Annotated in this window: 16 protein-coding genes, 1 pseudogene and 1 riboswitch; of the genes and pseudogenes, 7 read left to right on the forward strand and 10 right to left on the reverse strand. The window is 74.8% G+C overall.

The genetic code is table 11. The features are described 5' to 3' along the window. Positions 1 to 248: 248 nt before the first annotated feature. The 3 genes from ACH4B3_RS16805 to ACH4B3_RS16815 form a co-directional block, all read right to left on the reverse strand. Positions 249 to 1,811 (reverse strand): ABC transporter substrate-binding protein, encoded by a 1,563-nt coding sequence (locus tag ACH4B3_RS16805; RefSeq protein ID WP_398463599.1) that lies wholly within the window; start codon positions 1,809 to 1,811, stop codon positions 249 to 251. A 744-nt stretch (positions 1,812 to 2,555) separates the two neighbouring features. Next, positions 2,556 to 4,160 (reverse strand): metallophosphoesterase, encoded by a 1,605-nt coding sequence (locus tag ACH4B3_RS16810; RefSeq protein WP_398463600.1) that lies wholly within the window; start codon positions 4,158 to 4,160, stop codon positions 2,556 to 2,558. Between the two features lie 31 nt (positions 4,161 to 4,191). After that, positions 4,192 to 4,446 carry an SCO4848 family membrane protein gene (locus ACH4B3_RS16815; RefSeq protein ID WP_398463842.1) on the reverse strand — a complete coding sequence of 85 codons (255 nt, stop codon included), beginning with the start codon at positions 4,444 to 4,446 and terminating at the stop codon, positions 4,192 to 4,194. A 172-nt stretch (positions 4,447 to 4,618) separates the two neighbouring features. Between ACH4B3_RS16815 and ACH4B3_RS16820 the strand changes: the two genes are divergently transcribed. Next, positions 4,619 to 5,902, forward strand: coding sequence for a D-alanyl-D-alanine carboxypeptidase family protein (locus tag ACH4B3_RS16820; protein ID WP_398463601.1), 1,284 nt, complete (start codon positions 4,619 to 4,621; stop codon positions 5,900 to 5,902). Positions 5,903 to 6,331: 429 nt separating this feature from the next. Here the strand turns inward: ACH4B3_RS16820 and ACH4B3_RS16825 are convergent. The 4 genes and pseudogenes from ACH4B3_RS16825 to glyA form a co-directional block, all read right to left on the reverse strand. After that, positions 6,332 to 7,172 (reverse strand): annotated as a pseudogene (locus ACH4B3_RS16825) (YihY/virulence factor BrkB family protein); the annotation flags it as partial. 96 nt (positions 7,173 to 7,268) lie between these two features. Then, positions 7,269 to 7,853 (reverse strand): 2'-5' RNA ligase family protein, encoded by a 585-nt coding sequence (locus ACH4B3_RS16830; RefSeq protein ID WP_398463602.1) that lies wholly within the window; start codon positions 7,851 to 7,853, stop codon positions 7,269 to 7,271. Between the two features lie 202 nt (positions 7,854 to 8,055). Further along, on the reverse strand, positions 8,056 to 9,069 hold the full coding sequence (gene trpS / locus ACH4B3_RS16835) for a tryptophan--tRNA ligase (protein ID WP_398463603.1): 1,014 nt from the start codon (positions 9,067 to 9,069) through the stop codon (positions 8,056 to 8,058). Between the two features lie 169 nt (positions 9,070 to 9,238). Next, entirely contained in the window at positions 9,239 to 10,522 is a 1,284-nt protein-coding gene (glyA, locus tag ACH4B3_RS16840; RefSeq protein ID WP_398463843.1) for a serine hydroxymethyltransferase, read from the reverse strand. Positions 10,523 to 10,563: 41 nt separating this feature from the next. Then, positions 10,564 to 10,657, reverse strand: a riboswitch (ZMP/ZTP riboswitch). A 205-nt stretch (positions 10,658 to 10,862) separates the two neighbouring features. On the opposite strand from glyA, the gene rocD reads away from it, so the two are divergent. Beyond that, the gene (gene rocD, locus ACH4B3_RS16845; protein WP_398463604.1) at positions 10,863 to 12,068 is read left to right on the forward strand and encodes an ornithine--oxo-acid transaminase; all 1,206 of its coding nucleotides are present in this window, start codon (positions 10,863 to 10,865) and stop codon (positions 12,066 to 12,068) included. Positions 12,069 to 12,120: 52 nt separating this feature from the next. Here the strand turns inward: rocD and ACH4B3_RS16850 are convergent, their stop codons facing one another. Beyond that, positions 12,121 to 13,626 (reverse strand): S41 family peptidase, encoded by a 1,506-nt coding sequence (locus ACH4B3_RS16850; RefSeq protein WP_398463605.1) that lies wholly within the window; start codon positions 13,624 to 13,626, stop codon positions 12,121 to 12,123. A 66-nt stretch (positions 13,627 to 13,692) separates the two neighbouring features. Beyond that, positions 13,693 to 14,616 carry a LysR family transcriptional regulator gene (locus ACH4B3_RS16855; protein WP_398463844.1) on the reverse strand — a complete coding sequence of 308 codons (924 nt, stop codon included), beginning with the start codon at positions 14,614 to 14,616 and terminating at the stop codon, positions 13,693 to 13,695. Between the two features lie 72 nt (positions 14,617 to 14,688). On the opposite strand from ACH4B3_RS16855, the gene ACH4B3_RS16860 reads away from it, so the two are divergent. Both ACH4B3_RS16860 and ACH4B3_RS16865 read left to right on the forward strand, forming a co-directional pair. Continuing rightward, positions 14,689 to 15,078, forward strand: coding sequence for a RidA family protein (locus tag ACH4B3_RS16860; RefSeq protein WP_398463606.1), 390 nt, complete (start codon positions 14,689 to 14,691; stop codon positions 15,076 to 15,078). 196 nt (positions 15,079 to 15,274) lie between these two features. Beyond that, positions 15,275 to 15,748: a hypothetical protein gene (locus tag ACH4B3_RS16865; RefSeq protein WP_398463607.1), complete on the forward strand. Its 474-nt coding sequence runs from the start codon at positions 15,275 to 15,277 to the stop codon at positions 15,746 to 15,748. Between the two features lie 112 nt (positions 15,749 to 15,860). Here the strand turns inward: ACH4B3_RS16865 and ACH4B3_RS16870 are convergent, their stop codons facing one another. After that, complete coding sequence (locus tag ACH4B3_RS16870) at positions 15,861 to 17,756, reverse strand: PLP-dependent aminotransferase family protein (protein ID WP_398463608.1); 1,896 nt, start codon at positions 17,754 to 17,756, stop codon at positions 15,861 to 15,863. Between the two features lie 46 nt (positions 17,757 to 17,802). Here ACH4B3_RS16870 and ACH4B3_RS16875 point away from each other — a divergent pair, with 46 nt between their 5' ends. The 3 genes from ACH4B3_RS16875 (at position 17,803) to ACH4B3_RS16885 (ending at position 19,928) form a co-directional block, all read left to right on the forward strand. Beyond that, complete coding sequence (locus ACH4B3_RS16875; RefSeq protein WP_398463609.1) at positions 17,803 to 18,306, forward strand: carboxymuconolactone decarboxylase family protein; 504 nt, start codon at positions 17,803 to 17,805, stop codon at positions 18,304 to 18,306. Beyond that, positions 18,303 to 19,037, forward strand: a complete 735-nt coding sequence (locus tag ACH4B3_RS16880; protein ID WP_398463610.1) for an isocitrate lyase/phosphoenolpyruvate mutase family protein — start codon at positions 18,303 to 18,305, stop codon at positions 19,035 to 19,037. Before ACH4B3_RS16875 ends, ACH4B3_RS16880 begins: the two co-directional genes overlap by 4 nt. A 183-nt stretch (positions 19,038 to 19,220) precedes the next feature. Next, positions 19,221 to 19,928 carry a carbon-nitrogen hydrolase family protein gene (locus tag ACH4B3_RS16885; protein WP_398463611.1) on the forward strand — a complete coding sequence of 236 codons (708 nt, stop codon included), beginning with the start codon at positions 19,221 to 19,223 and terminating at the stop codon, positions 19,926 to 19,928. Positions 19,929 to 19,942: the final 14 nt, after the last annotated feature.

The raw sequence follows: 19,942 nt of genomic DNA on the forward strand, positions 1-19,942 counted from the left end.
GCACGTCCGGGGGCGGGTGGGCGCCGGCACGTCCGGGGGCGGGTGGATACCGGCGCCTCCGGGGCGGTCGGTGCCGGCGGGACGGTCGGTGACTTCGGGGCCGGGCGGTCGGGCACGTCCGGGGGCGGTCGGTGCCTCCGGGTCCGGAGCGCTCGGCGCCGACGGGTCCCGGGCGGTCGGCGCCGGAAACGGCGGAGCCCCCGGCGAAGGCCGGGGGCTCGGGTCCGGGACGCGCCGGGACGGGCCGGTCAGATGCGGTTCAGCCGCCAGAGCCGCCACATGCCGGTACCGTCCGACAGGTACTCCGTACCGGAGACCTCGTTGCCGCTGAGCACGTAGTCCTTCTGCTGCCACAACGGGATCATCGGCACGTCGTCGGCGACGATCCGCTGGATCGCGCGGAAGTCCGGAGCCGTGCGGTCCCGCTTGGCCTCCTGCTGGGTCTTGAGGATCAGGTCCTCGACCCGCTTGCTCTCGTAGCCGGTGCGCCAGACCGGGTCGTGCCCCACCAGCGGGGTGGTGAAGGTGTCCGGGTCGGGGAAATCGGCGACCCAGCTGATCAGGAAGCCGTCGAACTCGTGATCGCTGATGCTCTCCTGGAACGTCGCCCAGCTGCGCTTCGCCAGCTTCACCTCGAACAGCCCGGAGGCGTTCAGCTGCTTGCGCACCGACTTCGCCTCGGCCTCGTTCATGGTGCCCTCGGCGTGCCCGAGCGTCAGCTTCACCGGCGTGGTCACCCCCGCCTCGGCCAGCATCTCGGCGGCGCGGTCGGAGTCGGGCTCCGGGTAGGTGTCGTGGAACGGCGTCTTGTGGCCGTTCATGCCCTGCGGGATGAGCGAGTACAGCGGGTCGACGGTGCGCGCGTACACGTCCCGGGAGATCGCGTCCCGGTCGATCAGCGCGGCCAGGGCGCGGCGGACCGCCTTCTCCTTCACCGGCGAGTTCTTGGCGTGCTGGTCCAGCACGAGGGTGCGGGCGTTCGCCGCGGCGCTCTCCACCACCTTGGTGTCCGGGTCGGCGGGGTTGATGTCCGCCAGCTCCTTCGGCGGCATGCCGCCGGAGACCACGTCCAGCTGCTGCTTCTTCCACGCGGCACTCACCGCCGCGGCGGAGGTGAAGTAGCGGACGGTGACCGGACCGCCGGTCTCACCGCTCTTCCCGGTGCCCTCGTATTCGTCGTTGGGCCGCAGCTCGGCCTTGTCACCGCTCTTGTACGTCTCCAGGACGTACGGTCCGGAGCCGACGACCTTGTTGTCGGTGCGGAGGCGGTCCGCCGGGTAGGACTCGCGGTCCACGATCGACCCGGCGCCGGTGGCTATCTTGTACGGGAAGGTGGCGTCCGGCGTCCGCAGCTGGAAGACGATCTTGCGGTCGCCTTCGGTGCGGGTGCTCTTCAACGTGTTCAGCAGGGTCCGGGGGCCCTGGGGGTCGTTGATGGCACGGATGCGGTCGAAGGAGTACTTCACATCGGCCGCGGTCACCTCACGGCCGTCGGAGAAGCGCAGCCCCTCGCGGAGCGTGCACGTATAGGTCGTCAGTCCGCTGCCCTGGAAGCCGCAGGCGGAGGCCGCGTCGGGCACCGGCTGCAGGGAGCCGGGCCGGAAGGTCATCAGCGACTGGTACACGTTGCTGAACAGCGCCCAGGATCCGCTGTCGTAGACGCCGGCCGGATCGAGCCCGGTCACCACTTCCGCCGTGCCGATGGTGATCGGCTCCGCGTCCTCCTCCGAGGACGACATCAGCGTCAGACCGCCCGCTCCGACGGCCGCAACGACCGCGCAACCGATGGCGATCTGGATTCCCTTGCGCATACTGCGTCCCCTCCGGCACACAATGCACCGCGGGCGTGCGACCGCACTCGCACGCCCGTTCAGTGTTGTTCAGCACCCAACCATATGGAGCGGGCCGTCGTCAGCAACTCCCGCGCATCGATGACATCTTGTGTCCGCAAACATCACAACTCGTCCAGCAGATTCGCGGGTTCCACACATCGATACAGGGTCGGCCACGGGGCCGGCGCAGGGTTGACCCCGACCGGATACGGGGAGGCTCAAGGGTTGGGCCGAGGGTCGGGGCCGCACGGCCGGACCGCGGCCGGCGAGGCGGGGCGGGCGGGCCGGGCCCGGCGGGCGGCACGAGCGGTGACGGGCACGGCCGGGCAGGACTGCCGGGCGCCGCCGCAGGGCGGACATGGCCGGGCAGGGCGGGCGCCGCCGGCGGAGCGGGCACGGCCGGGCAGGGCGGGCCCCGTAGGCGGGGGGATACGGCCGGGCACCGCCGGGCCGGGCGGCCACCGCCGGGCAGAGCGGCCGCCCCCGGGCAGGGCGGAGGCGGTCGGCGGTGCCGCGGGATGGCCCGGGCAGGACGGCGGCGAGACCGGCGGGCCCGGGCCGGGCCCGGGCCCGGGCCGGACGAGCGGGCGGGCGGGCGGGACGCGGGCTGCCGGCCGGGACGCAGGCTGCCGGAACGGCGCCGGTGAGCCCGGCGTGGCGGCGCCGACCGGGAGGCGGCCGGGGCCGCTCAGGCCCGGGTGGCCGGGAGGCGGCCGGGGCCGCTCAGGCCCGGGTGGCCGCCAGCCGGATCAGGGTGATGTCCGAGGGTGCGCCCACCCGGACCGGCGGCCCCCAGGCGCCCGCGCCGCGCGTGACGTAGAGCTGGGTGTCGCCGTACCGCTCCAGTCCGGCGACGGTCGGATTGGCCAGCGCGGCGATGTGGTTGCCCGGCCACATCTGCCCGCCGTGGCTGTGCCCGGACAGCTGGAGGTCCACCCCGTACTCGACCGCGTCGTGGATCACCACCGGCTGGTGGGCGAGGAGCACCGACGCCCGCGCCGGGTCCCGGTCGCCGAGCGCCCGTTCGTAGTCCGGGCCCTGGCCGTCGTCCTCGCCGCTGATGTCGTTGACGCCCGCCAGGTCGAACCAGGGCAGCTCCCGCCGGGCGTTCTCCAGGGGGTGCAGACCCAGTTCCCGGACGTGCGCCACCCACTCCTCGGCGCCGGAGAAGTACTCGTGGTTGCCGGTGACGAAGTACGAGCCGTGCCGGGCCCGCAGCCCGCGCAGCGGCTCGGCGGCCGGCCCGAGGTCCGCCACGCTGCCGTCGACCAGGTCGCCGACCACCGCGACCAGGTCGGGTTCCGCGCGGTTGATGGTGTCGACGATGCGCTGGGTGTGCGCGCGGCCCAGGATCGGCCCGAGATGGATGTCGCTCACCACCGCGATCTTGTAGCCGTGCGCGGCGCGCGGGAGCTTGGCCAGCGGCACCGTGACGCGCTTCAGCCGCGGGCCGCTGAGCACGGTGTACATCCCGTACCCGACGGTGCTCGCCGCCACCACCCCGGCGCCCGCGGCCACGGTCCGGGCCACGAAGAGGCGGCGTGAGGGGCCGGCCGGCGCGGACGCGCCGATGCGCTCCCCAGCGGGGTCGGCGAGGGCCGGCCGGCCGGACTCCGGCCCGGTGTCCGCGCCGTCCGTCGCGGCCGTGGCGTCTGCGGCGGCGGTGTCGTCCGTGGCGGCCGTGTCGCCCAGGGCATCCGTGTCGTCCGCGGTGGCCACCGGGCCGGCGGCGGCCGCTGCGGTGTGCTCCCGGTGGTCCGGGGTGCCACCCGTCGCCGGAGCGGTGTCCGCGGTCCGGCCCCGGCCGGCGGCCGCTTCCCGGCCCACGGCGGCCGCGGGGGCCGGGCCGTGGACGCCGGGGGTACCGGCCGGGCCGTCCGCCGGGTGACCCGCCCGCTCGGCCCCGACCGGTACGGCCGCCACCGTCCGGCGGTCGGCCCGTTCGGCACCGCGGGCCGGGGAGTCCGCGGGGTCCGGGGGCTGCGGTGCGGTCCCCCGGCGCCGGTCGCGCCGGACCAGCCAGCGCAGCAGCAGCGGACGCACCGCCTCCCCCACCAGCAGCGCCAGGGTCAGGTAGAGGACCATCGCCAGCCACAGGTAGCCGGGCCAGGCCAGCACCCGCTGCAGCGTGAAGGGTGCCCCCGCCCGTCCGCTGACCAGCGCCGCCACGCTGATCACCGGCAGCGCGAAGGCCGCCCACGTCCCCACCCGGCGGGCCCGCCCGCCGGGTGCGGTGGTGTCCCGGACCAGCCGCCGCCACAGGTACCAGTGCACCACCGCCAGCAGGCCGAGCACGGCCACTGCGATGAGGACGAAGACCGCGACCACCGGATTTCCCCTTACGACGTACGGCGTATGGCTACTGCTCTACGTCGACGAGCGGCGCGCGTCCATCGTTCCGCCGAAGGGCCCGGAGTCCACGCAACCCGATCACTCCGACGGCCGTCCCCAAGAGAAACGAGGTGATCGCGAGCAGCAGGTGCACCCAGAAGTACGTGGTCGGATCACCGGCGTCGTCGAAGGCCAGCCCGCTGCCGTCCTTCCACAGGTTCTTGACAAAGGTGATCCAGATGAACCAGCTCCAGACCCCGAAGGCGAGCAGGAACCAGGCCACCGGACGGCTGGTGACGACCGGGAGGGCGCGGGCGGCGGGGGTGCGGGGGGCGTCCCCTCGGGTGTGGAGCATGTTTTCCAGTATGCGGACCGGGCGAACCATGCGTCCGGGTGGGTCGCCTTCCGCCGAGGCACCCCCCGTTCGTCAAGTCCCTGACGGTACGTTCACCCCCGTGCCCACACCTTCCACCGCACCCGCCGCGGCCCCGGCAGCCGCCCTCGTCGTTGCCGTGTCGATGCTGCTCGCGGCCGCCCCGGCGCAGGCCGCCCCCCGGCGCGCCGACCCGGAACCACCCGCCAGGATGTCCACGGTGGGCGGGGAGCGGCTCGGCCGCCCCGGCACCCAGGTGGCCCTCAGGCCGGGCGCCCCCGCCCTGCCGGAGGGCCTGACCGGCCGCTCCTGGCTGGTGGCGGACGCGAAGTCCGGCGAAGTGCTGGCCGCGCACAACGCGCACTGGCAGCTGGCTCCGGCGAGCACCCTGAAGATGCTCTTCGCCGACACCCTGCTGCCGCGGTTCCCCCGGGACCGGAAGCACAAGGTGCGGCCCTCGGACCTGGAAGGCATCGGGGAGGGCAGCAGCATGGTGGGGATCAAGGAGCACTACACCTACTCGGTGCACGACCTGTGGCTCGGCGTCTTCCTCCGCTCGGGGAACGACGCGGTGCACGTGCTGTCCGCGATGAACGGCGGCAAGGAGAAGACCGTACGGGACATGCAGGCGCACGCCCGGGAGCTCAACGCGCTGGACACCCATGTCGTCAGCCCCGACGGCTACGACGAGAAGGGCCAGGTCAGCAGCGCCTACGACCTGACCCTCTTCGCCCGCGCCGGGCTGGGCAAGGCGGACTTCCGGGAGTACTGCTCGACCGCGACCGCCAAGTTCCCCGGTGATGTGAAGAAGCCGAAGAAGGGCGCCAAGCGGGGTGCCGAACCGGAGCGCGAGTACTTCGCGATCCAGAACACCAACCGGCTGCTCACCGGCGCCGGGGTCCCCTTCTACGAGGGCATCGGCGGGGTGAAGAACGGCAGCACCACCCACGCGGGCAACACCTTCACCGGCGTCGCCCGCCGGGGGGACCGGGAACTGCTGGTGACGGTCATGAACCCGGCCAAGCAGGAGGCGTACGAGGTCTACAAGGAGACCGCGATGCTCTTCGACTGGGGGTTCGCGGCGGCCGGTTCGGTCGACCCGGTGGGCGCCCTGGTCGCCCCGGGAGCGGCCGGCGCGCAGAACGACGGCAGCCCGCGGGGCGGCGGCGAGCGGGACGGCGGCACCGGGCACGCCGGAGCCGCGTCCTCCGCGCGCGCGGACTCCGGCTCCGGGTCCGGTGGCATGTGGACCGCGCTGGGGCTCACCGGCGGGGCGCTGGCGGCGGTCGCCGCGGCACTGTTCGCGGTGCACCGGCGTCATCCGCTGCCGGCGCTGGTCCGTCGCCGCGGCGGGGACCGGGGCTGAGGCCGTCCGGGCGGTCCGCACCGGCTGAGCCCGCGGCCGGACCGGTGCGGCCGTGGGCCCCGGCGGCGGGGGCTTCGGCACGGCGGTCGGCTCCGGTGCGGTCCGGGCCGGGGTCCGCGGAACCGGCGGAGTCCTCCGGAGGGCCGGCGGGCGCGGCGGAACCCGGGGCTTCCCCGGGCGGGGCGGCGCCGGCGGGGCCGGGAGACGCGGCGGGGCCGGGGGCTTCCCCGGACGGAGCGGCACCTTGGGGGCCCGGGGACGCGGCCCCGCCCGACGCTGCGGGGCCGGGAGACCCGGCGGATGCGGGAGACCCGGCGGATGCGGGAGACCCGGCGGATGCGGGAGACGCGGCGGGGCCGGTGGTTTCGGAGGGCTCGGCGGGGCCGGAGCAGTCGGGGCACCGCTGGTCCGGCCGCTCGCCCCGGTGGTCCCCGGTGGCCGTCCACGCCGCGCAGTACAGGGTCAGCTTCGCGGTGAGGTTGATCCACAGCAGCAGGGCGATCGGCACCCCGAAGGCCCCGTACATGCTCTTCGCCGCCACCCCTTGCAGATAGCTGCTGAGCAGCAGTTTCAGCAGCTCGAAACCGATGGCGCCGATCAGCGCGGCGGTGATCACGGTCCGCCGGGGCGGCTGCACCCCGGGCAGCAGGGTCAGCACGTAGCCCAGCAGCAGGACGTCCGCGGCGACCGCGGCGGCGAAGGCGGCGATCCGCAGCAGCCAGCCGCCCGGCCCGTTCTCGGCCAGGCCCATGTGGTCGGCGCCCCAGCCGACGGCGGTGACGGCGAAGGTGGAGACGGCGAACGAGCTGAGCGCGACCCCGCCCAGCCCGATCAGCACCCCCGCGTCCTTGACCTTGCGGGCGACCGGGTTGCCCGGGTCCTCCTCCAGTTCCCACACCGCCCGCAGGCACTCGCGCAGCGACCCGACCCAGCCGATGCCGGTGAGCAGCAGCAGCGCACCGGCGACGGATCCGACCGTGGCCGCGTTCTCCACCAGGCCGCTCAGGTCCAGCTGCCCGGAGATGCCGGGGACCTGTTCGGCCAGCTTCCGCTCCAGCTGGGCCATCCGGTCGTCGCTGAGCACCGCCGCGCCGATGGCCGCGCCGACGGTGATGAGCGGGAACAGCGCCAGGAAGCTGATGAAGGTGATCGCGGCGGCCAGCCGGGTCCAGTGGACGCGGTCCAGCGTCTCGTACGCACGCCAGGCGTGGGTACGCATCACGCGGGCAGCCACCGGCCCGATCACCGGCAGCCGGGTCAACCAGTCCATGATCGACCTCTTACCGTTTCGCCGGATTTCATGCCTTTCCCGCACCGGATACCCGGAAGGCTCGGTACCGGAGGTGGGCCGGGTGCGGCGCCCGCTCTAGACGGAGGGCGCCGGCGGGCGGGCCAGCTGCGTCTGGCGGGGCACGCCGGTGGCCGAGCCGGCGCCGAACGGGTACTCGCGGTCCAGCCGCCAGACCCCGTCCGCACCCTGCTCGTAGAGGGCGAACCCGCCGATGGTCCAGGCCGCCTCGAAGTCCCGCAGCTCCCGCTGGGCCCGGTCCATGGCCTCCTCGTCGATGCCGTGCGCCACGGTCACGTGCGGGTGGTACGGGAACTGCAGCTCACGGGCGCACGGCCCGGAGGCCTCGCGGACCCGCTCCTGGAGCGCCGTGCACTCCTCCGCGCCCTCGACGATCTTGACGTAGACCACCGGGGACAGCGGCCGGAAGGTGTCGGTGCCCCGGAGCCGCATGGGGAAGGGGCGGCCGGCCGCCGCGACCTCGGCCAGATAGGTCTCGATGGCGGGCAGCGCGGAGGAGTCGACCTCGGTGGGCGGCAGCAGCGTGACATGGGTGGGGATGCCGTGGGCCGCAGGATCCCCGAAGCCCGCACGCCGCTCCTGAAGGAAGCTGCCGTACGGCTCCGGGACCGAAATCGAAACGCCGAGCGTCACGGTCCCCACGGTGATCTCCCTTCTGGGCGCCAGGTCAGGCTTCGCTGTCGCACCCGTGTCAGTGTGGCGGCTGGGCCGCTCCCGCGGCCAGCCGCCTGAAGTCCCGCGCCTTCGGGTCCATGGACCCCTTGTCGCCGGGGCCGAGGACCCGTACGCCGCGCCGTCGTCTCCCCCGCTCGTCCGGCCCGCGGACCCGCCGCGGGCCACGTGGTCAGGGCCTCGCCGGCAGGAACCCGATCTTGTCGTAGGCCACGGCCAGCGTCTCCGCGGCGACCGCGCGGGCCTTCTCGGCCCCCTTGGCCAGGATCTTGTCCAGCGTCTCGGGGTCGTCCAGATATTCCTGGGTGCGGCTCCGGAACGGTGTCACCCACTCGACCATCACCTCGGCGAGGTCGGTCTTCAGCGCACCGTACCCCTTGCCCTGGTACTTCGCCTCCAGGTCCGCGATGGAGGTGCCGGTGAGGGTGGCGTAGATGGTCAGCAGGTTGCTGACGCCGGGCTTGTTCTCCTCGTCGAAGCGGATCTCGGTCTCCAGGTCGGTGACCGCGCTCTTGATCTTCTTCGCGGAGACCTTGGGCTCGTCGAGCAGGTTGATGATGCCCTTCGGCGTGGACGCCGACTTGCTCATCTTGATCGCCGGGTCCTGGAGGTCGTAGATCTTCCCGGTCTCCTTGACGATGTACGGGTCCGGGATGGCGAACGTCTCACCGAAGCGCCCGTTGAACCGCTCGGCGAGGTCGCGGGTCAGTTCCACGTGCTGCCGCTGGTCCTCCCCGACCGGCACGTGGTTGGCCTGGTAGAGCAGGATGTCGGCCACCTGGAGCACCGGATAGGTGAAGAGGCCGACGGTGGTCCGGTCCGCACCGTGCCGGGCCGACTTGTCCTTGAACTGGGTCATCCGGGACGCCTCGCCGAAGCCGGTGAGGCAGTTCATCAGCCAGCCGAGCTGGGCGTGCTCGGGCACATGGCTCTGGACGAACAGCGTGCAGCGATCGGGGTCCAGGCCCGCCGCCAGCAGCTGGGCGGCGGCGGTGCGGGTGTTCTCCCGCAGCTCCCTCGGGTCCTGCGGGACGGTGATCGCGTGCAGGTCCACGACCATGTAGAACGCGTCGTGGGTCTCCTGCAGGGCGACGTACTGGCGGATGGCGCCGAGGTAATTCCCGAGGTGGAAGGAGCCTGCGGTCGGCTGGATACCGGAGAGCGCACGAGGACGGTCAAGGGCCATGGCACCCATTGTCTCAGGTCCCGGAGGCGCTCGATCCGGGCCCCGGTCCCGATCCGGTCCGGATCCGGTCATGATCGCGTCATCGGGGCGGGCTCCGGCCGGCCGGGCCCGGGCCGCGGCCCGGCGGACCGGGCGGCGCACCGCCCGGTCGCGGCCGGCCGGGGCCGGGTCAGCCGGTGGTGGTCGGCAGCCCGGGCGCCGGGTGGGCCGCCATGAGTTCGGCGACCTCCGCCCGGATCTTCGCCAGCGTCTCCTCGTCGCCGGTCCGGGCCGCGCCCACCCCGCGGTCGATCCATTCGGCGACCGTCGCCATGTGCCCGGCGCGCAGGCCGCGCGAGGTCAGCGAGGGGGTGCCGATGCGGATGCCGGACGGGTCGAACGGCTTGCGCGGGTCGAAGGGCACGGTGTTGTAGTTGACGACGATCCCGGCCCGGTCCAGGGCCTTGGCCGCGACCTTGCCCGGGACGTCCTTGGGGGTGAGGTCCATGAGCACCAGGTGGTTGTCGGTGCCGCCGGAGACCAGGTCGAAGCCGCGCGCCAGCAGCGCCTCGGCGAGCGCCTTGGCGTTGGCCACCACGGCGTGCGCGTACTCGCGGAAGGAGGGCTGCGCGGCCTCGTGCAGGGCCACCGCGATGGCGGCGGTGGTCTGGTTGTGCGGGCCGCCCTGCAGACCGGGGAAGACGGCCTTGTCGACGGCCCGGCCCAGGTTCTCGGCCTCCCTGGCCAGGAGCATGGCGCCGCGCGGGCCGCGCAGCGTCTTGTGGGTGGTCGTGGAGATCACATCGGCGTGCGGCACCGGGGAGGGGTGCGCGCCGCCCGCGACCAGCCCCGCGATGTGCGCGATGTCCGCGACCAGCACGGCGCCCACCTCCCGGGCGATGTCGGCGAAGGAGGCGAAGTCGATGGTGCGGGGCACCGCGGTCCCCCCGCAGAAGATCAGCTTGGGACGCTCCCTGCGGGCGATGTCGCGCACCTCGTCGAAGTCCACCACGCCGGTGTCCTGGCGGACGCCGTACTGCACCCCGCGGAACCACTTGCCGGTGGCGGAGACGCCCCAGCCGTGGGTGAGGTGGCCGCCCATGGGCAGCGCCATGCCCATCACGGTGTCGCCGGGCGAGGCGAAGGCGAGGTAGCAGGCGAGGTTGGCGGGAGACCCGGAGTAGGGCTGGACGTTGGCGTGGCCGGTGCCGAACAGCGCCTTGGCGCGCTGCACGGCGAGCGCCTCGACCTGGTCGATGACCTGCTGTCCCTCGTAGTAGCGGCGGCCCGGGTAGCCCTCGCTGTACTTGTTCTGCAGCACGGTGCCGCCGGCTTCGAGGACGGCCCTGGAGACGTAGTTCTCGCTGGCGATCATGCGCAGCGTGGTGGCCTGCAGCCGCTCCTCGTCGGCGACGAGCGCGGCGAGCTCGGGGTCGTCGGCGGTGAGCGCGGGATGGTGGTGGGGCAGGGTCATGTCGTCCTCCGGGGCGATCGGCTGGTCTTCCGGTCGTGTTCCCGGGGTGCCCAGGCGGGGCGACACCTCGTGATGGTTGCGCCGCGCGCCGCTTCCTCGTGGTCGGTTCCACGTTCGCCAGTCACGGTGCGCGGGTCCCAGTCTACGGCGGGGCGGGCCCGCGTCCGCGCGCCCCCGAACCGGTCCGCGCCCGGTCCGCGCCCGGTCCGCGCCCGGCCCCCGCCCGGCGCGGGCCACCCGGGTACCCGCCGGCCCCGCGCGCCGGAAGGTCCCTTCGCATTCCGGCCGGGCGGCGATAGAAATGACTCCACGTCAGCCGCGAGACCGAACGGAGCACCCGGTGACCGCAACGGAACGGGCGATCGCAGCAGCCGAGGCGCACAGCGCGCACAACTACCACCCACTGCCGGTCGTCGTGGCCACCGCCGAGGGCGCCTGGATGACGGACGTCGAGGGCAACCGGTACCTGGACATGCTCGCCGGCTACTCCGCGCTCAACTTCGGGCACGGCAACCCCCGGCTGATCGGCGCCGCCAGGGCGCAGCTGGAACGGGTCACGCTGACCTCGCGCGCGTTCCACCACGACCGGTTCGCCGACTTCTGCGCCGGGCTCGCGGAGCTGTGCGGCATGGAGATGGTGCTGCCGATGAACACCGGCGCGGAGGCGGTGGAGACCGCCGTGAAGACGGCCCGCAAGTGGGGCTACCGCGTCAAGGGCGTCCCGGACGGCAAAGCGAAGATCGTCGTCGCGGACAACAACTTCCACGGCCGGACGACGACCGTGGTCAGCTTCTCCACCGACCCGGAAGCGCGGGCCGACTTCGGGCCGTACACCCCCGGGTTCGAGATCGTCCCCTACGGCGACCTCGCGGCGCTGGAGGCGGCGCTGGACGAGCACACGGTGGCGGTGCTGCTGGAGCCGATCCAGGGCGAGGCGGGGGTGCTGGTGCCGCCGCCCGGCTATCTGGCCGGGGTGCGGGAGGCGACCCGGGCCCGGAACGTCCTGTTCGTCGCGGACGAGATCCAGTCCGGGCTGGGCCGCACCGGAAGGACCTTCGCCTGCGAGCACGAGGGCGTCGTCCCCGACATGTACCTCCTGGGCAAGGCCCTCGGCGGCGGTGTGGTGCCGGTGTCGGCGGTGGTCTCCACCCGCGAGGTCCTCGGGGTCTACCGCCCCGGCGAGCACGGTTCCACCTTCGGGGGCAACCCGCTGGCCTGCGCGGTGGCGCTGGAGGTCATCGCCATGCTGCGCGGCGGCGAGTTCCAGCGGCGGGCCGCGGAGCTGGGTGAGCACCTGCACCGCGAGCTGAACCTGCTCGCCGCCGGCGGCGCCGTGCGGGCCGTCCGGGGGCGGGGCCTGTGGGCGGGGGTGGACATCGATCCGGCGCGCGGCACCGGCCGGGAGATCTCCGCCAGGCTGATGGAGCGCCGGGTGCTGGTGAAGGACACCCACGGCAGCACGATCCGCATCGCGCCGCCGCTGGTGATCAGCGAGGAGGACCTGGACTGGGGCCTGGAGCAGCTGCGGCAGGTGCTGGCCGGCTGATCCCGCCGCCGGGTGTCCCCCGGTGGCGGTGGGACACCCGACGCGGGCCCCGCTAGCGCCGGCCGATCGGCAGCACGGCGACCGCCCGGTCGAAGGCGCTGTCCCGGTCGTGGTCGAACTCCTCGTCGGTGAAGACGGGTTCCGGCAGGTGGGGCGGGATGCCGCCGCCGTCGAAGGTGCCGCCGTCCCGGGTGCGGAACACCTCGTTGGGCAGGCCGAACCGCCATCCGTTGGGGAGTGCGCGTTCCATCACGTCGGAGAAGACGCCCTGGGTGGGCTGCCCGATCCGCACCGTCCGGCCCGGCCGGTCGATCAGCGCCTGGGTGAAGGTCTCCCCCGCGCTGAAGGTGGAGCCGCCGGTCAGCACGGCGATCGGGCCGGTGTACCGGGGCCCCGGCGCGGGCTTCACCCGGATCGGCTGGGCGCGGGTGAAGGCGGAGGCGTCGGCCGGGTCGTTGCGGGCCTGCTTGCGGTAGGCGACGTAGCCGCGGTCGGTGAGGCGCTCGGCGATGGCCAGCCCCAGGCTGTCGGAGCCGCCGCCGTTGATCCGCAGGTCGATGACGAGGCCCCGCAGCCGTGCGGTGCGCTCCGGGGTGAGGACGGCGTCCAGGGTGCGGTCCAGCTCGGCCCGGTTCGCGGCGTAGCTGTTGTGCGGGTCCTGGGTGTAGCCGCCGAATCCGGAGATGCGCAGGTAGCCCTGGTCACCGGGGAGGTCGGCGTATCCGATGCGGCCCCCGGCGAACTGCCGCAGCCGCTCGCCGCCGAGGTCGCGCCGTTCGACGAAGGAGACGACCTTGGCGTCCAGCTCCCCGTCCGGCACGAGGGTGCCGGGACGGCTCTGGGTGAACCTCTCGCCACCCGGCCCGGTGACGTGGACGTGCGCGTCGTCCAGCGGCCGGACCATGTCGCGGAGCACGGCGAACAGCTGCGCGTCGGACATGCCGCCGTGCACCCTCGGCCGGTGGCGGTCCCGCACCGCCTGCCAGTCGACGCCCTTGGCCTCGAAGAAGGGGTAGTTCTCGGCGAAGGTCTGCCAGAACACGTCGAAGACCGCGACCGGGTCGCGGCGGCCGGTCCCCGGCGCGGCGCAGTCGCGGGGCGGGGCGTCGACGCGGCGCAGTCCGCGGTCCCCCGGCGACCCGTCGATGTGCAGCCAGGCCCGGTCCGGGTCCTGGCCGCCGCGGGCGAGGCGCACCCGGTGGACGGTCCGGTCGTCCGAGGTGTAGGTGGCCGCGACCCCGCCGCCGGCGGTGCGCCGGGCGACGTCCCCGTCCAGACAGCCGACCGAGGTGGTCTCGTACTGCCGCAGCCGGCCGTGCGAGATCTCCAGCACGGTGCCGTAGCCGTCCATCCGCCAGGTCCCGTCGACCGAGGCCGTGGGCGCGGCGTGCGACGCTTCGCCCGGCAGCAGGAGCGCCGCCCCTCCGGCGATCGCCAGCAGTCCGGCGACGGCCACCCCCTTGGCGGCGGAAGTCTTGGTGAGCACGGTCGTCGGCCTCCTGCTTGACGCGTCGGTTCGGGAGCACCAGGTTCGTTCCGCGGGACGTCCACCGGCCATCCGGCTGCCCCGCCGGTCCGTCCGGGGGTTATCCCCCGCGGCCGCCGCGGGCCGGTGGCGGCCGGGTCATCCGCGTGGCGGCCACTGCGCCGGACGGCCCTCGCCGATGGTGGCCAGCAGGTTCGCGACCAGCGGGTCCGGGTCGTCGGCCCGCCAGCCGACGGCGGCCCGGGTGCGGGGCGCGCCGGGGTCGATCCCCCGGAAGGCGACGCCCTTCAGGCGGATGCGGCGGATGCCGGCGGGCGCCAGCGAGACGCCCAGCCCGGCCTCCACCAGCGCGCAGACGGTCTGCCACTCCACCGCCCGCTGCACCACCCGGGGGGTGAAGCCGGCCGCGGCGCACAGGGCGGTGATCCGGTCGTGCAGCCGCGGTCCGGCCTCCCGGGGCAGCAGGACGAACGGCGAGTCCGCCAGCTGCGCGACGCGCACGGTACGGTGCGCCGCCCGCGGGTCGGTGGCGGGCAGGACCGCCACGAACGGCTCGGTCAGGACGGTCCGGAAGCGCAGCTCCGGCTCGTCCTCGGGCGGCTCGCGCAGCAGGCCGACGTCGAGGGTGCGCTCGCGCAGCGCGGCGATCTGCGGGGCGGTGGTCATCTCGTGGATGTCCAGGCGCACCTCGGGGAAGCGTTCCCGGAAGGTGCGCAGCAGGCCGGGCAGCACGGTGAGGGCGAGGGAGGCGGCGAAGCCGATCCGCAGCCGGCCGGTCCGTCCGGCGCCCGCCGCCCGCGCGGCGGCCAGCCCGTCCGCGAGTCCGGTGAGGCTCCGGCGGGCGGCGGGCAGCAGCTCCCGGCCCGCCGCGGTGAGCGCGACGCCGCGCCCCGGGCCGCGCAGGAACAGCGGGTGCCCGACCTTCTCCTCCAGCCGGCGGATCTGCTGGCTCAGCGGCGGCTGCGCGATGCCCAGCCGTGCGGCGGCACGGCCGAAGTGGAGTTCCTCGGCGAGGACGGTGAAGGCGTGCAGCTGCGGCAGGGGCAGTTCGGGGCGGTCCATACCTCCAGGCATATCAGACCCCCTCATTTCCGGTATTGGACGTATCACCGCTGCTCACCTAGCGTGCGGCGCATGACGAAGCGACGTGCGGTCCTGAGCGGTTCCCCGTTCGAGGAGCAGATCGGCTATGCCCGTGCCGTGGTCGACGGCGACTGGGTGCATGTGTCCGGGACGACCGGTTTCGACTACGCCACCATGACCATCTCGGACGACGTGGTGGAACAGGCGGAGCAGTGCCTGCGCAACATCGGAGCGGCGCTCACGGAGGCCGGGTGCTCCTTCGCCGACGTGGTGCGGGTGCGGTACCTGCTGCCCGAGCGGGCCGACTTCGAGCCCTGCTGGCCCACGCTGCGGCGCTGTTTCGGGGAGGTGCGGCCGGCCGCCACGATGCTCGTCTGCGGCCTCGCCGACCCCCGCATGAAGATCGAGATCGAGGTGTACGCGCGGCGGCACGGGGGGTGAGGCCCCGGGATGCCGTTGCCGGGCCGGGGTGCTGACGGGTCGACAGCCGCTGCACCATCCGGGCGAACCACGCCGCCATTCATACAACCGGACAAAACTTCTGGGTGTCTCCTCTGATAGGGAGACACATGGGGCGAACCCGTGACCGCACGGGACGCGGCCGACGGTCCCCTCTCTCATCACCCAGGAGATCACCATGAAGACCGCAAGGAAGAACGGAACCCGTCCGCCCCGGCACGCCCTGCTGGCCGCGGGTGCACTGGCCGTGGGTGCCGCGGTGGCCGGAGCCGTACCGGCCGGGGCCACCGGGGTGCACACCCCGCCGAAGACGACTCCGCAGACCAGCACCATCGCGACCAGCACCCTCGGCAACGACCTGCGGGTCACGCTCACCGCGGTCCGTTCCACCCGGGACGAGCTCGCCGCGAGCGTGCGCCTGACCACCCACACCAAGCACCGCGGCCACTGGAAGCACCAGGACACCGCCCAGGTGGGCAAGAAGGACAGCTGGTTCTGGTTCCCGCTCACCGGATCGCAGGCGGTGTGCGAGTTCTCCACGGCGAGCCGGACCCCGCAGCGGATCAAGGTCCAGCTGCTCGTCACCCCGTCCATCGGGTGCTCGCCGGTGCACAAGTTCAAGGTGAAGGACGGCCAGATCGTGGCCGGCTGAACCGCCCGGCCGCCCCCGGGCCGCCCGCCGCCGCGCGCGGGGACGTCCGGGACGCGGCCCCCGCTACGCCGTCTCCGGTGGTACGTCCCCCTGCCCTCCCCCCGAGCGCCGCTCAGGGGGAGGGCAGGGCACGGCACAGGGCGTCCAGCGCGCCCGCGAAGGCGTGCTCGGGAGGTGTGCCGTAGGCGGCGACCAGGCCGTCCCGGATCGTCCCGGCGCCCTCCTCCGCGGCACCGCCCGGCAGCTCCGGCGCCCCGGGTCCGGCCGGTGCGCCGACCTGCTCCGGCCGCACCGGATCCGGCTCCGGCCCGTCCGCGTACCGGAAGCCCGCCAGCCCCCACACCGCCAGCCCCTGCCAGGCGGCGGCCCGCAGCACCGACCGCTCGGTGCCCGGCGGCAGTTCCAGGACGGCGTGCAGCCCCGCGGCGATCCCGGTGACCGTGATGTGCGGGGCGCGTTCGGCGAGGGCACCGACCAGCTGGTCGCGGCGGCGCCGGTAGCGCAGCCGCATACCGCGCACATGCCGGTCGTACGCCCCGGACCGCATGAACTCCGCCAGCGTCAGCTGGTCCAGCGTGCCGGACTGCCACTCCCCCGCCGACCTGACCGCCAGCACCTCGTCGACGAGCCGCTCCGGCAGCACCATCCAGCCCAGCCGCAGCGCGGGCGCCAGGCTCTTGCTGGCCGTGCCCAGGTAGACCACGTGCTCGGGGTCGAGCCCCTGGACCGCCCCGACCGGCTGCCGGTCGTAGCGGAACTCCCCGTCGTAGTCGTCCTCCAGCACCAGTCCGCCGGTCCGGCTCGCCCAGTCCACCACCGCCGCACGGCGGTCCGGGTGGAGCGGTACGCCGGTCGGGAACTGGTGGGCGGGGGTGAGCAGCACCGCCCGCGCGTCCGGCAGCCCGGCCAGCAGCCCGGTGCGCGCGCCGTGCCCGTCCACCGGCAGCGGCACGGTGCGCAGCCCGGCCCGGTGGATCACCGCACGGTGGGCGGCCAGCCCGTAGGACTCCACGGCCATCGTGCCGGTGCCCCGCGCCCGGAGCACCCGGCTCAGCACCGCCAGGCTCTGGATGAAACCCGCGCAGACCACGATCCGGTCCGGATGCGCCCGTACGCCCCGGGCGCGCGCCAGGTACTCGGCGAGCACCGCGCGCAGCTCCGGCCGGCCGCGCGGATCGCCGTAGCCGAACGCCTCGCTGGGAGCGCCGGTCAGCGCCCGGCGGGCCGCACCGAGCCAGGCGGAGCGCGGGAACGCGGAGACGTCCGGAGCCCCGGAGGTCAGGTCGTACCGGGGCCGGACCGCCGGACCGGCCGGGCGGGACCGGAGCGACTCCGCCGACCGCGGCGGGACGACTCGCCGGGCGACCCGGGTGCCGGACCCCTGGCGGGCGGTCAGCCAGCCCTCCGCGACCAGCTCCCCGTAGGCGTCGGCCACGGTGTTGCGGGCGATGCCCAGGTCGGCGGCGAGGGTCCGGGACGACGGCAGCCGGGTGCCGGGGGCGAGCCGGCCGCTGCGCACCGCGTCCCGCAGCGCGCGGATCAGCCCGGCCCGCAGTCCGCCCGCCGCGCCGAGCGCGCCGAGGTCCAGATGGAGATCGCTGCCGGTGCCGCGGCCGCCGGCGACCGCCGGCCCGGCGGAGCGCCCGGTGCCGGGAGCCCCGGCACCGGAGCCCCTGGCATCGGCGCCGGCGCCCGCCTGGCCGTCGGGGGCGCGGCCGTCTCCCGCGTCACCGGTACCGCCCGGGCCGCCGCCACCTCTCGGGTCACCGGCATCACCCGGGTCACCGGTACCGCCCGGCCCCGCGGCGTCCCCCGCTTCACCGCCACCACCCGCATCACCGGCACCACCCGGGCCCGCGGCGTCCCCCGCTTCACCGCCACCTCTCGGGTCACCGCCACCTCTCGGGTCACCGGCGCCGCCCGGGCCACCGGTACCGGCCCGGTCGCCCGCGCCGCCCGCCGTGCCCGCGCCGCCTTCGGTGGCCTCGATGGCCCATGAATCCTCCATGGGAATGGACCATACCGATGGGCTGCCCGGCTCCTAGCCTGAGGCCATGAGCACCCGTCCGGAAGCCCCGGAGCACCCCACCGAGCAGCAACCCCGGCTGAACTTCGCCGAGTTGGCCCCCGAGGTGTACAAGGCCATGTACCGGCTCGACACGGCGGCCCGGCAGGGCCTGGACCCGGTCCTGGTCGAGCTGGTCAAGATCCGCGCCTCGCAGATCAACCACTGCGCGTTCTGCATCGACATGCACACCAAGGACGCCCGGCACGCCGGTGAGAGCGAGGCCCGCATACACCTGCTCAGCGCCTGGGAGGAGGCCGCCGGCCACTACACCGCGAAGGAGCGGGCGGCCCTCGCGCTGACCGAGGCGGTGACCGTGCTGACCGACGGCTTCGTCCCGGACGCGGTGTACCGGCGGGCCGCCGCGCACTTCGAGGAGCGGGAGCTGGCCCAGCTGATCGCCCTGATCCTCACCATCAACGCCTGGAACCGGATCGCGGTGACCTGCCGGTCCGTCCCCGGCACCTACCAGCCCGGGCAGCCGCACCGATGAGCGGCGGCGGCACGGTACTGCGGGCCCTGCACCACGGCCGCGCGCCCGGCGATCCGCTGGTGCTGCCCGGCCCCTGGGACGCGGCGAGCGCCCGGGTGTTCGCCGACGCCGGGTTCGCCGCCCTGGCGACGCCGAGCGCGGGGATCGCGGCGTCGCTGGGGTACCCGGACGGCGGCGGCACCCCGCCCGGCGAGATGTTCGCCGCCGTCGCCCGGATCGTCCGGGCGGTGGACGTCCCGGTGTCCGCGGACGTCGAGGACGGCTACGGGCTGCCGCCCGGCGAACTCGTCGAGCGGCTGCTGGAGGCGGGGGCGGCCGGCTGCAACCTGGAGGACACCGACCTGCGCACCGGGGAGCTCAAGGACCCGCGGCGGCACGCCGACTGGCTGGCCCGGGTGTGTGCGGCGGCGGACGGCGCCCTGGTGGTCAACGCCCGGGTGGACACCTTCCTGCGCGGCCGGCCCGGTGCCGCGGCGGCCGTGGAACGCGGCCGGCTCTACGCCGCGGCGGGCGCCGACTGCGTCTACCCGATCGCCGCACCGCCGGAGCTGCTGGCGGAGCTGGCGGACGGCATCGGCGTCCCGATCAACATCAACGCCCGCCCGGACGGCCCGTCGCCGGCCCGGCTCGGCGAACTGGGCGCCACCCGCGTCACCTTCGGCGGCTCCCTGCACCAGGTGACCGTCACGGCGCTCCGGCAGACCGCCGAGCGGCTGGGCGGCACGGGCTGACGACCGGCCCGGCACGGGCTGACGACCAGGCCGGGACGGTGCCCCGGGCGGAGGCGGCACCCGCCACCCGGGGCGCCCGGCCCTCCGGCTAGTTTGATCACACAGCTGTTCGTCCCGGCGGGCGGTGGTGCCCCTCGCGTACCCGCGCCGCACCGCGTCCGGCCCACCGATCCGGAGGAGCCCATGCCCGGTCCGCTCACCGTCGCCGTCGCCCAGCCCGCCTGCGCCGGCCCCGACGTCGCCGCGAACGCCGCCGCCCACGCGGCGGTGATCGGCTCCGCGGCGGCCCGGCTGGTGGTCTTCCCCGAACTCTCCCTGACCGGCTACGACCTCACCGTCCCGGCGGTCGCGCCGGACGACCCCCGGCTGGACCCGCTGGTCGCCGCGTGCCGCGGCACCGGGGCGACGGCGCTGGTCGGCGCCCCGGTGCGGGCCGGGGACGGGCGGGAGTACATCGCCACCCTGGCGGTGACGGGCGACGGCGCGCGGGTCGCCTACCGCAAGATGTGGCTGCACGGCGCGGAGACCGGGCGCTTCACCCCGGGCGGGCAGCCCGAGGTGCTGGTCCTCGGCGGGTGGCGGCTCGGGCTCGCGGTGTGCTTCGACGCGGCCGTGCCCGAGCACGCCGCGGACACCGCGGCCCTGGGCATGGACGCCTACGTGGCGTGCACCCTCTACGGCACCGGCCCGGAGTCGGCGGCCCGCCGCGACGCACACCTGGGCGGGCGGGCGAGGGCGCACCGGGTCTGGGCGGTGCTGTCCACCGCCGCCGGGCCGAGCGGGGAGTACGCCGGGACGTCGGGCGGCTCCGGGGTGTGGGCCCCGGACGGGGAGGTGCTGGTCCAGGCCGGGCCGGAGCCCGGTGCCGTGGTGCGGGCGACGCTGCGCTGACGCCGCGTCCACCG

The sequence above is a fragment of the Streptomyces sp. NPDC018031 genome, assembly GCF_044327625.1.
Classification (GTDB): domain Bacteria; phylum Actinomycetota; class Actinomycetes; order Streptomycetales; family Streptomycetaceae; genus Streptomyces.

Coding starts and splice junctions, on each gene's coding strand:
- ACH4B3_RS16805 (WP_398463599.1), bottom strand. CDS start 1,811: ATGCGCAAGGGAATCCAGATCGCCATCGGTTGCGCGGTCGTTGCGGCC.
- trpS (WP_398463603.1), bottom strand. CDS start 9,069: ATGGCCCTTGACCGTCCTCGTGCGCTCTCCGGTATCCAGCCGACCGCA.
- glyA (WP_398463843.1), bottom strand. CDS start 10,522: ATGACCCTGCCCCACCACCATCCCGCGCTCACCGCCGACGACCCCGAG.
- ACH4B3_RS16850 (WP_398463605.1), bottom strand. CDS start 13,626: ATGGCCGGTGGACGTCCCGCGGAACGAACCTGGTGCTCCCGAACCGAC.
- ACH4B3_RS16855 (WP_398463844.1), bottom strand. CDS start 14,616: ATGGACCGCCCCGAACTGCCCCTGCCGCAGCTGCACGCCTTCACCGTC.
- ACH4B3_RS16860 (WP_398463606.1), top strand. CDS start 14,689: ATGACGAAGCGACGTGCGGTCCTGAGCGGTTCCCCGTTCGAGGAGCAG.
- ACH4B3_RS16865 (WP_398463607.1), top strand. CDS start 15,275: ATGAAGACCGCAAGGAAGAACGGAACCCGTCCGCCCCGGCACGCCCTG.
- ACH4B3_RS16870 (WP_398463608.1), bottom strand. CDS start 17,756: ATGGAGGATTCATGGGCCATCGAGGCCACCGAAGGCGGCGCGGGCACG.
- ACH4B3_RS16875 (WP_398463609.1), top strand. CDS start 17,803: ATGAGCACCCGTCCGGAAGCCCCGGAGCACCCCACCGAGCAGCAACCC.
- ACH4B3_RS16880 (WP_398463610.1), top strand. CDS start 18,303: ATGAGCGGCGGCGGCACGGTACTGCGGGCCCTGCACCACGGCCGCGCG.
- ACH4B3_RS16885 (WP_398463611.1), top strand. CDS start 19,221: ATGCCCGGTCCGCTCACCGTCGCCGTCGCCCAGCCCGCCTGCGCCGGC.